A 14,038-nucleotide genomic window follows, 5' to 3' on the forward strand; every position below is an offset into this window, starting at 1 on the left:
GAAACCATTGCCCGTGAACCCGACCCATGGCGCCTGCCGCCGGCAACCCGCACGACGATGACGGCACGGGCGTCGGTTGCAGGCAGAATGGCGCCGCCGGCAGCCGCCGGCCTCAGCCAAGGGAAGAGCGATGAACATCCGCAACTATGCCGCCGCAGCGCTGCTGCTCGGCTCGATGGCGCTGCCGATGGCGGTGCAGGCGCGGGACCTGTCGTGCAAGATGACGTTCCAGCTCAAGGGCTGGTCGATCTTCTACAAGACCGCCACCGGCAGCGGCACGGTGACCTGCAGCAACGGCCAGAGCATGCACGTGCGGCTGCGTGCCAAGGGCGGCGGCCTGACCTTCGGCAAGACCGAGGTAGACCACGGCATCGGCCGCTTCACCGGGGTCGACAGCATCGCCGACATCAAGGGCCACTACGCCAATGCCGAAGCCCATGCCGGTGCCGAGAAATCGGCCGACGCGCAGGTGGTCACCAAGGGCAGCGTGTCGCTGGCGCTGAGCGGCAAGGGGCGTGGCTGGAACCTGGGCGTGGCGTTCGGCGCTTTCATCATCGAGTGACGCGCATCTCGGCGGCCGTCATGGCTGCTGCGGCGACCATGCGCGGCGGTATGCAGCCATCGGGCGCCGCGCTATGGTGCGTTGCAAGAAGGCCTCTTCCCGGGGCCGATGGAGAGGACGGATGACGGCAGGGCGAACGGTGGTTGCCGCGCGATATGCGTTTGCCGACGAGCTCGCCAGCAGCGTCGTGCACGGCATCGGCATCGTGCTCAGCATTGCCGGGCTGGCGGTGCTGGTGGCGGTCTCCGCGCAGCATGGCGAGGCGCGCGACGTGCTCGCCAGCGCCGTCTTCGGCGCCACGCTGGTGCTGCTGTACACCGCCTCCACGCTCTACCACGCGGTACCGGTGCCGGCGGCCAAGCCGGTCTTGCGCACGCTCGACCACATCGCGATCTATCTGCTGATTGCCGGCACCTACACGCCGTTTACCCTGATCGCGCTGCCGGGTCGCTGGGGCTGGAGCCTGTTCATCGCGGTGTGGACGCTGGCTGCACTGGGCAGCGTGCTGGAGCTGGGTCCGCTCAAGCGTTACCGCAAGTTGTCGGTGCTGCTGTACATCGGCATGGGCTGGATCGGCATGATCGCGTTCAAGCCGCTGATGGCGCACCTGCAGACCGGCGGCATGGTGCTGCTGCTCGCCGGCGGCCTGGCCTACACGCTGGGCGTGCCGTTCTATCTCTGGCGACGGCTGCCGTATCACCACTCGGTGTGGCATTGCTTCGTGCTCGCCGGCAGCGTGCTGCACTACCTGGCCGTGTTGCTTTACGTGATCCCCGACCCCGTCTGAGTGGCTCGACCGGCTGCGCGGTGGTGCCGCGATGCCGGGTTCGAACCCTTCAGGGTTTGCGCTGTGCCGGCACGAACTGGGTGCGCACTGCTTCGGCCAGCTGCGCCGGGGGCAGCAGGCCCTGGCTGATCACGAAATCATTGAACGCCTTGCGGTCGAACGCGGGGCCCAGGGTCTGTTCGGTCTGCAGGCGCAGTTGCTGCAAGCGCATGTAGCCGTAGAAGTAGGCAGTGGCCTGGCCGGGCGAATCGAACGTATAGCGATCGATCTCCTGCCGCGCCAGCGCCTCGGACAGACCGACGTCATGCACCAGCACCTCGTGCGCCCGCTCCGGGGTGATCAGGCCGAGGTTGAGCATCGGGTCCAGCCATGCACGCGCCGCGCGCATCAGCCGGTTCTGCAGGGCGATGAACTGGCCCGCCGGCGGCTCGTACGGCAGCATCTCCGACTCCGCGTACAGCGCCCACCCCTCGACGTTGACGCTGTTGAAGGCGAACAGGCTGCGCGCCAGCGACACGCCGCGCTCGACCATCGCCGCAAACTGCAGCTCATGGCCGGGTCGCCCCTCGTGCGCGGTGAGCGTCCAGGCGGCCGCCTTGAAGGTGAAGTCGTCGTACGCATCGCTGCCACCCGTGGTGGCCGACGGGTTGCCCATGGTCAGCACGAACGTGCCCTGCTCGCCGTGGTTGTTGATGAACGGCGGGGGCGCCATGTGCGGTGCGGGAACCTGCGCTGCCTCGGCATCGGAGGCCAGCCGCATCTGCATCTTGCGTTCGGGCAGGGTGACGATGCGCTCGCGCTGGATCGTCTGCTCGATGCGGCCGAGCACCTCGTGGTACCACGGCACCACCTGATCCTTGCCCAGCTGCTGTTTCTTCAGCGCCTTCAGCACGTCGCGGTAATCGGTCGCGTCGATTCCCTCGGCCCTGGCCACGGCAGGGGCCAGCACCTGCATCATGCCGCGCAGTTCGACGAACTCCAGTTGCGCCTGGCCGATCAGCTGCTGCGGCGGAATGTCGATGCCGACCTGCTCGAGGTTGTATGCGTACAGCGGCTCGGGCAGGCGGAAATCGGTTCGCGCGCGCGGCAGCACGGTGCGGCGCACCCAGGCGTCGTAGGTCGTCAGCTGGGCATCGAGGGCGTCCAGTGCGGCTTTGCCCTCGGCGTCGTCCAGCTTGTACTTGGCGAACAGCTGGCGGATCCCCTTCGCGTAGCGCGCGGTGTTTGCCAGTTGCTGTTCCACCTCGCCGCGGTACGGGCCGAGCAGACCCTTCCGGTCCAGACGCGCGCGCGTCTGCTGTTCGGCCAGCTCGATCATCGGCGTGCAGCCGGGCGCCTGCCCGACATAGCACTGCAGGCGCGTGCGGGCGGCGGCACGGCGCGCGGGGGCGACGTCGTCCTTCAGCAGCGCAAACTCGCCGCTGAAGATCAATTCGCCCACGTCGTTGTAGGGCAGCAGGTACTTGCCGTTGAGATCGATGCCCTCGATCTGCTGGGTTGCCGCGGTGATCAGGATCTGCAGATCCTGGCGCACCTGCGGGTCCTTCTCGTCGGCCAGGCGCGCCTGCAGCCGGGTCCGGGCGTCGACCAGGGCGGCGCGCGAGCGCTCGTCCACGCCCGGGCGCAGGTCCGCCACCTTGTCGTCGTAACCGGCCACGCCGATCTGCGAGGCGAACTCGGGACTGAAGCGGGCGATCGGGTCGAGCAGCAGTCGCGAGTCGGCGTTGCTGCGTGCGATCCACGTGGGTGTCGTGGCCTGGGCGTGCAGCGGCCCGGCAGCGGCGAGCAGGGCGGTCAGGGCGACAGCGAGGCGGGTGGACATGCGCAGATCTCGGCAGCGTGGGCGTGGCGTGACCGTAATGCGGCTGCCGGGCATGCACCATGTGCCGAAGGTCGCGGCCGCGCCGCCCGCCGCCCGCCGCTCAGCCGACCAGCATGCCCAGGGCGAACAGCCCCAGCATGACGAACGACACCACCAGCTTGACCAGGGTGCCGAACAGCAGGCCGGTCCAGGTGCCGATGCCCACGTGGGTCGAGCGCAGCACGCTGGTGCCGGCCATCAGCTCGCCGGCCAGGGCACCCAGGAACGGGCCCAGCAGCAGCCCGGGAATGCCGAAGAACATTCCCGCCACCGTGCCGATCGCCGCACCCCAGAGGGCGCGGCGGCTTGCGCCCACACGCTTGGCGCCGAGCGCGCCGGCAACGAAGTCGATCGCCACGCCGGCGGTGGCCAGTGCAGCGATGCCCAGCAGCCACCACAGGCCGAGGTGACGGTAGCCGTCCACGGCGGCGACCAGCCAGATGCCGCCGAAGATCATCGGAATGCCCGGCAGCGCCGGCAGGATCGTCCCGGCCAGCCCACCCAGCATGAGTGCGGCGGCGAGCAGGTACAGCGCGATGTCGAGCATGCGGTCTCCCTCGGGTCGATCGCCACGCCGGCGAGTGGCCGACCCTATCGCGCCGGGCGTGACGGCGACGCCCCCGCGCGGCGTCGGGACGGCTTACTTCTCCACGAATGCCCGTTCGATCACGTAGTCGCCCGGCTCGCGCGTACGCGGCGACGCCCGGAAACCACGCCCGTCCAGCAGGGCGCAGAGGTCCTCGAGCATGGCCGGGCTGCCGCACAGCATCACCCGGTCGGTCTCGGGATTGAGCGGCGGCAAGCCCAGCGTCTGGCTCATCTGGCCGTCGACGATGGCATCGGTGATGCGGCCCTGGTTGCGGAACGCGTCGCGGGTGACGCTGGGGTAGTAGATGAGCTTTTCGCGCACCAGCTCGCCGAGGTATTCGTGCTGCGGCAGCTCATGCTGCAGGTAGTCGGCGTAGGCAAGGTCGCTGACGTGGCGCACGCCGTGGGCCAGCACGATCTTGTCGAAGCGCTCGTAGGTTTCCGGGTCGCGGATGATGCTCAGGAACGGTGCCAGCCCGGTGCCGGTGCCGAGCAGGTACAGGTGCCTGCCGGGCCTGAGGTCGTTGAGCACCAGCGTGCCGGTCGGCTTGCGGCTGACGATCACCGCATCGCCCGGCTTCAGATGCTGCAGGCGCGAGGTCAGCGGGCCGTTCGGTACCTTGATCGAGAAGAACTCCAGGTGTTCCTCCCAGTTCGCGCTGGCGATCGAGTAGGCGCGCATCAGCGGGCGCCCGTCGACCTCCAGTCCGATCATCACGAAGTGCCCGCTCTCGAAGCGGAAGCCGGGATCGCGCGTGGTGCGGAAGCTGAAGAGGGTGTCGTTCCAGTGCTGCACGTCGATGACGCGCTCGCTCGCCAATGCCACCATGGTCTTGCATTCTCGGTCGTGGGGATGCTTGCCCTGGCGGGGTGGGCGCGGCGGAGCCGCGCAGGCAGGGCAGCGTCATAGCATAGCGCGAGCCCGGAGCGGCTTCGAGCGCGCCACCGGGCCGCCGATGTCGCATGATGCGCGGCACACCGATCAACAGGGGAGCACGAGCATGGCCAAGCGCGGCGAGTTGCCGGTCGAGGAGCACCACGTCGGGCAACGTCATCTGGACCGGGTGATCATGTTGTCCGACGGCGTCTTCGCCATCGCCATCACCCTGTCCGCGATCGAGCTGCACCCGGAGCTCGTCGAGGGCCACGGCCTGTGGGAGGCGTGGGCGCGCCCGCTGCTGCTGTACCTGATCAGTTTCGTGCTGACCGGCGGGGTCTGGTTGAGCCACCGGCGCATGTTCGCGCACCTGCGCGACATCAACGTGGTGGGGACCGCGCTGAACCTGCTGCTGCTTGCCTGCGTGGCGCTGCTGCCGGTAGCCATTCGCTTTTCGCTGGAACACATGCAGGCCCGGCCGCAGGTCATGCAGGTGTACTTCACGGCGACCGGCGCGACCTACGTCAGCGCCGCGCTGCTATGGGCGTACCTGGCCTTCGTGGCCCATCTCGCCCCCGACCTCGATCGCCGGATCGCCCTGAGCTGGCTGCTGCGACTGCTGATGGCGCCGGCCCTGATCGCGGCAGCGGGCCTGCTGCACGCCGGCCTGAACGTGGCCGCCTCCGTGCTGGCACTGGTCGCGGTGGCGCTGGCTGTCGGCCGGCGCTGGGCCGCCCGCGGCGCGCCCGCGGACGGAGCGGCTGCTCCCGACCGATGACGGCAGCCGCCGGTTGCTGACGCCTTCGGCTGGTGCGTCGCGCCGGGGAGGGGCGTTGGCGCGGGCCGCGTCGCGCACACGCACGACCGAACCGCGGCCGGGGCCGCTATGATGCGCCGCATCCAAGGGGACTCAGGGGGGACGGTATGCGCCAGATCGAGCAGGCAAGGATCGCGATTGTGGGGCTGGGGTATGTGGGTCTGCCGCTGGCGGTCGAGTTCGGCAAGCAGTTCCCGACCGTCGGGTTCGACATCAACGCCGCTCGTATCGATGAGCTGCGCAACGGGCACGATGCCACGCTGGAGGTCGATCGGGCCGAGCTGGCGTCCGCCAGCCAGCTGCGTTTCAGCGCCAGCCTGCCGGATCTCGCCTCGTGCAACTTCTACATCGTCACGGTACCGACGCCGATCGACGCTGCGCGCCGGCCGGACCTGACCCCGCTGATCCGGGCCAGCGAGATGCTTGGTGGCGTGCTCAAGGCCGGCGACATCGTGGTGTACGAGTCCACCGTGTACCCGGGCTGCACCGAAGAGGTCTGCGTGCCGATTCTGGAGCGCGTCTCCGGTCTGACGTTCAACCGGGACTTCTTTGCCGGCTACAGCCCCGAGCGAATCAACCCGGGCGACAAGCAGCACCGGGTGACGACCATCCTGAAGGTGACCTCCGGCTCCACGCCCGAAGTGGCCGAATTCGTGGACCGTGTCTATGGCTCGATCATCACCGCCGGCACCCACCGCGCCAGCTCGATCAAGGTGGCCGAGGCGGCCAAGGTGATCGAGAACACCCAGCGCGACCTCAACATCGCGCTGGTCAACGACCTGGCAATACTGTTCAACAAGCTCGGCATCGACACGCTCGAAGTGCTGCAGGCAGCGGGCACCAAGTGGAACTTCCTGCCGTTCCGTCCCGGCCTGGTGGGCGGGCACTGCATCGGCGTGGATCCGTACTACCTCACGCACAAGGCGCAGGAGATCGGCCACCACCCGGACGTGATCCTCGCCGGCCGGCGCACTAACGATGGCATGGGTGCCTATGTGGCAAACGAGGTGATCCGGCTGATGGTGCGCAAGGGCATCAACCCGGTGCACGCGCGGATCCTGATCCTCGGCCTCACCTTCAAGGAAAACTGCCCGGACCTGCGCAACACGCGGGTGGTGGACATCGTGCAGGCGCTGCACGGCTACAACGCCGACGTGGATGTGCATGACCCGTGGGTGGATGCCGACGAGGCCGAGCACGAATACGGCCTGCGCCCCGTCGTTGAGCCGAAGCCAGGCAGCTACGACGCGGTGATCGTGGCAGTCGCCCATCACCAGTTCATCGCCCTGGGCGCTGACGGCGTGCGCGCGTTCGGGCGCCAGGGCGCGGTGGTCTACGACGTGAAGTACGTCCTTCCCCGCGACGCGGTGGACGGGAGGCTGTGATGGACAAGCCCAACGCGGAAAGCTCCAGCGCGCTCATCCCCGCCGAGCTGCAGGCGCGCGTGCGTGCCAATCAGGGCACCTGGCTGGTCACCGGTGTGGCCGGATTCATTGGCTCGAACCTGCTCGAGACACTGCTGCGGCTGGACCAGCAGGTGGTGGGCCTGGACAACTTCGCCACCGGCTACCAGCGCAACCTCGACGAAGTGCGCGACGTGGTGGGGCCGCAGGCATGGTCGCGGTTCCGCTTCATCGAGGGCGATATCCGCTCCTTCGAACAGTGTCAGGCGGCCTGCGAAGGCGTTACCCACGTGTTGCACCAGGCAGCACTGGGCTCGGTGCCGCGCTCGATCGAGGACCCGCTGGCTTCGCACGCGGCCAACGCGACCGGCTTTCTGAACATGCTCACCGCCGCGCGCGACGCGGGCGTGTCGAGTTTCACCTACGCCGCCTCCAGCGCCACCTACGGTGACGAACCCACCTTGCCCAAGGTGGAGAGCCGCATCGGCAAGCCGCTGTCGCCGTACGCGGTGACCAAGCTGGTCAACGAAATCTATGCCGAGGTGTACGCGCGCTGCTACGGCTTCGGTGCGATCGGCCTGCGCTACTTCAACGTGTTCGGTCGCCGGCAGGACCCCGACGGCGCCTACGCCGCGGTGATCCCGCAGTGGATCGCCTCGCTGATCCGCGGCGATGACCTGTTCATCAACGGCGACGGCGAGACCACCCGCGATTTCTGCCACGTGGCCAACGCGGTGCAGGCGAACCTGCTGGCTGCGTTGTCGACGGCGGACGCCAGGGATCGCGTCTACAACGTGGCGGTGGGCCAGCGCACCAGCCTGAACCAGCTGTTCGATGCGCTCGTCGCGGGGCTGCGGAATCAGGGCGTGAGCTACGAGCGCCGGCCGGTCTACCGCGATTTCCGCGCCGGCGACGTGCGCCACTCGCTGGCGGACATCTCGCTGGCGTCGCGCCATCTCGGCTTCGCGCCCACGCATACCATCACCGATGGACTGCTCGACGCGATGCCGTGGTATCTGCAATTCATCGCCCGGCAGGGCGGCTGACACCAGCCGGCGGTGCGGCGCGTCGGGCGTGACGCGCTGGCAAGAGATCTTCCCGTTGCTGGACGCCTCAAAGCGCGAGGTCATCGGTCTTGATCCTTTCCGTCGCGAGGCGCGACGGCGGGCTTTGGGTGCATTGCGCAGCGCTCGGCCGTCTGTCCGGAGCCGGGAGGTCGCGGGGCCCGCTGGGGCGAAGATCGTCCGCCCAAGCGGGCGCTGGTCGGCATGAGGCCCCGGTCCCGCGGGCTTTCGCTGGTGCGGCGGCCGCACCGCGAGTTCTGTCACCAGTCTCCCGGAGGAGGTCGGCAACCCGGCCGGCTGCCACAGACGAGCTGACGGCTGGATGGCGCTGCGGCGCTAGCAAACGATGTAGCTGGATTTTGTGATGAAGTTGGCAATATGATGCCTGCCCGGCCGCGTAGGGAACGCCCGCCGGTACAGGGGGTTGCCATGTTTCGCTCTTCGAAGAACAGCGGTCTGCGCTGGCTTTTGGCCCTTTCCGTCATCGAATTGCTGCTGCTGAGCGCGTCACTCTACGTGGCGGCGCGGCTGCGCTATGCCGGAGCGCCGGAAGATCTGGCCCGTTTCACTCGATCGCTGGTCTCCCGCTCGCTGGTGTTTGCGGTGGTGCTGATGCTGGGTCTGGCCGCACTGGGCCAGTACCAGCTGAACATGCGCACCAGCTGGTTCGGGCTGATGGCCAGGCAGGCCGTCGGCTTCGGGCTGGGCACGATCATGGTCGTGGTCGTGTACTACGCGTTGCCCTGGACCTACGTCGGGCGCGGCGTGCTTGGCATCGCGCTGGTGGTGGGTTTCGTGCTGCTGACCTGTTTCCGGCTGCTATTCCAGCGCCTGACCGAAGTGGAAGGGCTCAAGCACCGTATCCTCATCCTGGGGGCTGGCCCGCGCGCCGCCGAAGTGCACAGTCGCATGCGCCGCCGTGCCGATCGGCGCGGCTTCAACGTGGTCGGCTTCCTGCCGCGTGCCTCTGAAGCCATCTGCGTGCCGCAGGACTACCTGCTCGATCCGCAGCGCTCGCTGCTGGAGTGGGTGAACGAGCGCCAAGTGGACGAAGTGGTGGTGGGTGTCGAGGACCGCCGCGGCAACCTTCCGATGTCCGACCTGCTGGAGTTGCGCCAGCTCGGTGTGGGGGTGACCGACCTGACCAGCTTTGTCGAACGCGAGGCGGGGCGGCTGCAGCTTTCGTTCACCGATCCGTCCTGGCTGGTCTTTTCCGGCGGCTTTGACTCCACCCTGCTGCGCCGCTTCAGCAAGCGCAGCTTCGACCTGCTCGCGGCGGTCGTGGTGCTGTTGCTGACCTGGCCGCTGATGCTGCTGACCGCCCTTTGCATCCGGCTGGAGTCCGGTGCCGGCCAGCCGATCCTGTACCGGCAGGAGCGCGTGGGCGCGCGCGGCAAGACGTTCTGGCTGAACAAGTTCCGCAGCATGGCCACCGACGCCGAGCGCGACGGCATTGCCCGCTGGGCCAGCAAGAACGACGACCGCGTGACGCGGGTGGGTCGCTTCATCCGCAAGACGCGGCTGGACGAGCTGCCGCAGCTGTGGAACGTGGTGAAAGGTGAAATGAGCTTCATCGGCCCCCGGCCGGAGCGTCCCCAGTTCGTCGCCGACCTCAGCCGCAAGATCCGCTACTACGAGGTGCGCCACTGCCTCAAGCCCGGGCTCGCCGGCTGGGCCCAGCTGCGCTACGCCTACGGCGCTTCGGACGAAGATGCGGCGGAGAAACTCAAGTACGACCTGTACTACGTCAAGAACCACAACCTGCTGTTCGACCTGCTGATCCTGATCCAGACCGTGGAAGTGGTGCTGTTCGGTCGCGGCGCCCGCTGATCGGCCCGTCCCCTGCGGGGCGTGGCGGCTCAACAGGGCACCGTGCGTAACGTTTTGAACAGGCGCATGCTGCGCCTGTTGTCAGCCCTCTCTTCGCAAGGATCGCGGACATGCCCCGGCGCCCGCGACAAGACCATCGGACTGCCCATGCCCTCCCCTGCACCCGCCTCTGATCGATACTCGTTCGTGCAGCGCCGCCAGAGGCGCTGGCGCGTCGTCGCAGGTATTGGCGGATTGTTCCTGGCAGCGCTGGCGTTGGCGGGCGTGGCCCGGCCAGCGTTCTATACCCGCCTGTTTTCGGGGCCGTGGACGTCGCCCGCCGGGCTGTTGACCGCCGGCAGCACCACGGAAGAGGGGACTCCAGCGCCGGGTGTCGGCTCGAGCACGGGTGCGGGCACCCATGCCGGGCAGTTTGCCGAGCCGGTTGCCGGCACACCGGCCGATGCCGCTCGCGATGTCGTTGTCGGAGACGACGGCAGCAGTCCGGGCATGAGTGCGACGGACGTCGCGGCGCGCAAGGATGCGGCTGTTCAATGCATGGATCCGTCGGGGGTGCAGCTACCGGCGTCAGACAGGGCAGGCTGCCGCGCAGCCGGTCCACGGGCAATGATGGTTTCCGGCGCATCCGCGCCGATGGGCGGGTTCGTGGCGCAAGGCGCCGGCGCTGGCGCTGGCGGCGCGGTGTCACCCGCCCTGACGGTAGCTGCGGCCGGTACCAAAGACGTGACGGCAACGGGCTCCATCAAGGCAGCCTCGGTCGGTGGAGTGCGCGTCGCAGCGGTGGCGCCGGCGATCGCATCGGCACATCCGCGCCTGATCCTGGATGCGGCCACGCTCACTGCGCTGCGCCAGCGCGCGGCGTCCAACACCGCGCAGTGGAAGGCGCTCAAGGCCACCTGCGACAGTTACGTGGGTGGCAGCGTCAGCTTCCCGGGTGGAAATGCGTATCCGGACAAGCCCAATCTGGGCTCGGGCTATCAGGGCGAGGACTACCTGCCGGCGCTGCTGGCCGAGGGCATGTGCTACCAGGTGCTCAAATCCACCGACGCGACTGCTGCGGCCAGGTATGGCGACAAGGCGGTCGACATCCTGGTCAAGATGTCCGCCCCCACCAGTCAGCAGGGAGCCGATCCCTGCACCGACAGCGGCTATGGCATCCGCTTCTACGGAGTGGGTTACGGCCTTGGATACGACTGGGTCTACGACCGCCTGACCAGCGCCCAGCGTACCCAGGTGTATACCGCCGCGAATGCCTGGCTCACGGCCTGGGAGGCGCCCGGTGGCTGCGCCGACTTCGAGTACGAGCACCCGCAGAGCAACTACTACGCCGGGTATTTCCATGCCAAGGCGGTGATTGCGCTGGGGACGTTCGGAGAGAATCCCTCGGCGCAGGCGCAGTGGAACGATTGGTACGGAAACCAGTACGGCGTCCGGGTGCAGCCGTATTACGCGAAGCATCTGGCGGGCGGCGGCTGGCCGGAAGGATTCGGCAACTATGCGCCGCTGGGCATCCAGAACATGAGCCTGCCCGCTCGCGAGGTGAAGACGGCGACCGGCACCGACCTGGTTCATGCGAGCGCGGGCTATCCGTATCCAGTAGACAGCGCCAGCTACCTGCTTCATTTCACCTGGCCATCGCGCGACTACATCGATGACCGCGACACCAATCGATCCAATGGTGGCAGCACGCCGCCGGGCACCGCTCAGGCCGGCATGTTCCAGCAGGTGCTGGGGGAGATCACCTACTGGAACTCGCCCCTCGCCACCGCGTTCCGTGCCTACACAGCGGCAGTGGCGAGCGCTACCGGCAGTTACAGCCCGGCTGCGCCGTGGCTGGCCTTCCTCGAGATCGATCCGGGCGCAGGCTCCACCGCGTTCGACACCCAGCCGTTGTCCTACCTGGCCAGCGGAATGGGCGCGGTGTCGGCGCGTTCGGACTGGGGCACGTCAGCGGTCTGGATGTCGTTTCGCGCCGGCCCCTACGTCAACAACCCGGCGCAGGGGGAGCAATATTTCGACCAGGGGTCGCTCGCGCTGGTGCGCGGTCGCACGCCGTTGCTCCTCAACGCCAGTGGCTGGCTGGTGCACGAGCCAAACGGCACGGCCGACGAGGACCGCATCTATGCCGACAATTACGGCAGCTTCAACGGCAGCGTCTTCAACGGCAATCGGCAGCTCTACAACGTCTTCTACGTGCGCAATATCAGCGGTAGCAACGTCGCCACGGCCTACGGCCAGGGGGCCAGGACGACGGAGGACGATGGCGTACGCACCAGGGTGACCGCGTACGAGGACGGGACCGACTACGTCTACGTGCGCGCCAGCCACATCGAGGACATGTATCGCGCGTCGGGCGGAGCACTGGGGCAGGGGGTGACGGGGTGGTCGCGCGAGATCACGTACCTGCGGCCGTCCACGGTCATCGTGCATGACCGCACTGCTGCCAGCAGTACCAGCCTGGACCAGTTCATGGCCTGGCATTTCCCCGCCAACCCGGTCGCTGCCGGTTCCGCCTCGGGCAGCCGTCGCTTTGACGTGACTTTTAACGGCGCATTCGCCGGTGCCATCACCACGGTCATACCCGCAAACGCGGCGACCAGCATCGCCGCGCTCTACCCTTCCAGCAATCCGGCCAAGGCGTGGCAGCTCCAGGTAAGGCCGGCTGCGCCGGCAACCACGCAGCAATGGCTGACCGTCTTCGATCTTTCATCGTCGCCCGCCAAGGTCGCTGCAACCAGCGCCGTCATCATCAACAAGGGCAACGTGCTTGGTGTGCGGGTGGCTGCGGCCGACGGAGTCACCGTGCTCATCAACAGTGCTGGTGCGGCGGACACGGCAGTGACAAGCGACATCGCCTATTTCGTCCCGGCCGAGGCAGCGCATCATCTGGTGACCGAGCTGAAACCCTTTCAGGGCTACAGCGTCACCGTGAACTCGCAGAGCAGTGGGCGAACGATAAACATCACCTCCGGTGGAACGGTTGTCGCCAGTGGCAAGGGCGTCCTCGGCTTCTACGTGAACGGGTCGGGGGCAGTGCAGGAAGCTAAGCCGGTCTACACCACGTTGCCGATCAGCACCCTGCCTGTCTCCGATCCCAAGCCATACAAGCCAGGGACTTGATCGGCCCGGGACCGGCGGGGTCTGTCGGGGCCATCCGCTGCTGAGGCGACACCCGTCCCGAAGGGTGGTGGGAGTCGCGGACCGGCCTTCGGGCAGGGGTCGCCGGGCCCACCCGGAAGGCGCTCCTCACGAGCACGACGCAGCCGCGCCGGGCAGGTCTGGCGCCGGCTCGTCAGCAGCCGGCGTGCTTGCGTAAGGCATGAATGGCGGCCGGCAGCAGTGCGTGGCCCGTCAAAAGCTCTCAGCGCCCGCCGTCCTCCTTGAATGCCTCGCCCTGGTGAGCCAGGTGGAGCGGGCGGAGGGGCGAGCTGTACCAGTCCACCACTCTGTCGTTCTCGATCCGGACCCAGGAAGGGCCGTAATCCCATCGCCCCGTGTCGATGGAGATCGGGCGCCCCTCCAGAATCAGCACATCATTGATGCTGCTGCCGATGCGGATCGCGCCGGCAGCGCCGGCAATGGCGGCGCGGGCGCGGGTCGGCGCCGGTAACTGATTCGGGTAATCCATTTCGGCCGACGACGGTTGTGGACGCCCCGGGCGCGCACTCCACACGATCGCTGCACCCACGCACAGCGTGACACCTGCCAGCCAGCGCCTGCCGCCCGCCGAGAAGGTCGGGTGGTCTGTTTCCGCGGCCGGCTCGGCAGGGGCAGGCGATACGCTTCGCGCGGTGGCGGCGCCGGGCAGGCGCCCGTGCTGGCGATGAAAATCCAGCGCCGCGCTGTACAGGGCGTTGAGCTGCTGCAACTCGGAAAGTTGCTGGAGCGAGGCATCCCCGGTGCGATCGGGATGCAGCGTGGCGACATGGCGCCGGTAGGCGCGGCGCAACTCGTCGACGCTGCTGTTCGGGCGCACCCCGAGCAGGCGATAAAGCGCGATGTAGCCGGTGGTCGTTGACATCCGCTCCCCTAGTGCCCACCGCTGACCGGCGCGCATCGACTAGTCCTGGTCCGGCCGATCACCCCGGCTATTGCCGCGCCCGGGCGAGGTGCCTGCCCTGGCCGCAGGACACGCGCCAGCGCCGAGGGTTATTGGCGATACTGCCGCCCACCGTTTTCATCATAAAATGAGATACCCATCACACAATAGGCATCCCCTCCGGGAGCGGAGGGCCGGTGTGAGCGGTTT

The 14,038-nt window shown here is 67.9% G+C and carries 11 protein-coding genes; 7 read left to right on the forward strand and 4 right to left on the reverse strand.

Going from position 1 to position 14,038, the window contains the following annotated elements; translation table 11 throughout:
- Positions 1-130: 130 nt before the first annotated feature.
- Positions 131-562: a hypothetical protein gene (locus VFG40_RS11945; protein ID WP_324897705.1), complete on the forward strand. Its 432-nt coding sequence runs from the start codon at positions 131-133 to the stop codon at positions 560-562.
- A gap of 121 nt (positions 563-683) precedes the next feature.
- Entirely contained in the window at positions 684-1,349 is a 666-nt protein-coding gene (gene trhA, locus VFG40_RS11950; RefSeq protein WP_324897707.1) for a PAQR family membrane homeostasis protein TrhA, read from the forward strand.
- A 49-nt stretch (positions 1,350-1,398) separates the two neighbouring features.
- Here trhA and VFG40_RS11955 read toward each other — a convergent pair whose 3' ends face one another.
- The 3 genes from VFG40_RS11955 to VFG40_RS11965 all read right to left on the reverse strand — a co-directional run bounded on the left by VFG40_RS11955 (position 1,399) and on the right by VFG40_RS11965 (position 4,627).
- Positions 1,399-3,171, reverse strand: coding sequence for a DUF885 domain-containing protein (locus tag VFG40_RS11955; RefSeq protein ID WP_324897709.1), 1,773 nt, complete (start codon positions 3,169-3,171; stop codon positions 1,399-1,401).
- Between the two features lie 100 nt (positions 3,172-3,271).
- Entirely contained in the window at positions 3,272-3,757 is a 486-nt protein-coding gene (locus VFG40_RS11960; protein ID WP_324897711.1) for a DUF456 domain-containing protein, read from the reverse strand.
- Positions 3,758-3,850: 93 nt separating this feature from the next.
- Positions 3,851-4,627: a ferredoxin--NADP reductase gene (locus VFG40_RS11965; RefSeq protein WP_324897714.1), complete on the reverse strand. Its 777-nt coding sequence runs from the start codon at positions 4,625-4,627 to the stop codon at positions 3,851-3,853.
- 172 nt (positions 4,628-4,799) lie between these two features.
- Between VFG40_RS11965 and VFG40_RS11970 the strand changes: the two genes are divergently transcribed.
- The 5 genes from VFG40_RS11970 (at position 4,800) to VFG40_RS11990 (ending at position 12,909) form a co-directional block, all read left to right on the forward strand.
- Positions 4,800-5,453 carry a TMEM175 family protein gene (locus tag VFG40_RS11970; RefSeq protein WP_324897716.1) on the forward strand — a complete coding sequence of 218 codons (654 nt, stop codon included), beginning with the start codon at positions 4,800-4,802 and terminating at the stop codon, positions 5,451-5,453.
- Between the two features lie 146 nt (positions 5,454-5,599).
- Positions 5,600-6,877, forward strand: coding sequence for a Vi polysaccharide biosynthesis UDP-N-acetylglucosamine C-6 dehydrogenase TviB (tviB, locus tag VFG40_RS11975; RefSeq protein ID WP_324897718.1), 1,278 nt, complete (start codon positions 5,600-5,602; stop codon positions 6,875-6,877).
- Complete coding sequence (locus VFG40_RS11980) at positions 6,877-7,941, forward strand: SDR family oxidoreductase (protein WP_324897720.1); 1,065 nt, start codon at positions 6,877-6,879, stop codon at positions 7,939-7,941. The genes tviB and VFG40_RS11980 overlap by 1 nt, the downstream gene beginning before the upstream one ends.
- Positions 7,942-8,388: 447 nt before the next feature.
- On the forward strand, positions 8,389-9,789 hold the full coding sequence (locus VFG40_RS11985) for a TIGR03013 family XrtA/PEP-CTERM system glycosyltransferase (protein ID WP_324897722.1): 1,401 nt from the start codon (positions 8,389-8,391) through the stop codon (positions 9,787-9,789).
- Positions 9,790-9,855: 66 nt separating this feature from the next.
- Positions 9,856-12,909: a hypothetical protein gene (locus VFG40_RS11990; protein ID WP_324897724.1), complete on the forward strand. Its 3,054-nt coding sequence runs from the start codon at positions 9,856-9,858 to the stop codon at positions 12,907-12,909.
- 241 nt (positions 12,910-13,150) lie between these two features.
- Here VFG40_RS11990 and VFG40_RS11995 read toward each other — a convergent pair whose 3' ends face one another.
- Positions 13,151-13,810 carry a J domain-containing protein gene (locus VFG40_RS11995; protein ID WP_324897726.1) on the reverse strand — a complete coding sequence of 220 codons (660 nt, stop codon included), beginning with the start codon at positions 13,808-13,810 and terminating at the stop codon, positions 13,151-13,153.
- Between the last annotated feature and the right edge of the window lie 228 nt (positions 13,811-14,038).

The organism is Dyella sp. (genome assembly GCF_035685805.1).
GTDB lineage: Bacteria > Pseudomonadota > Gammaproteobacteria > Xanthomonadales > Rhodanobacteraceae > Dyella_A.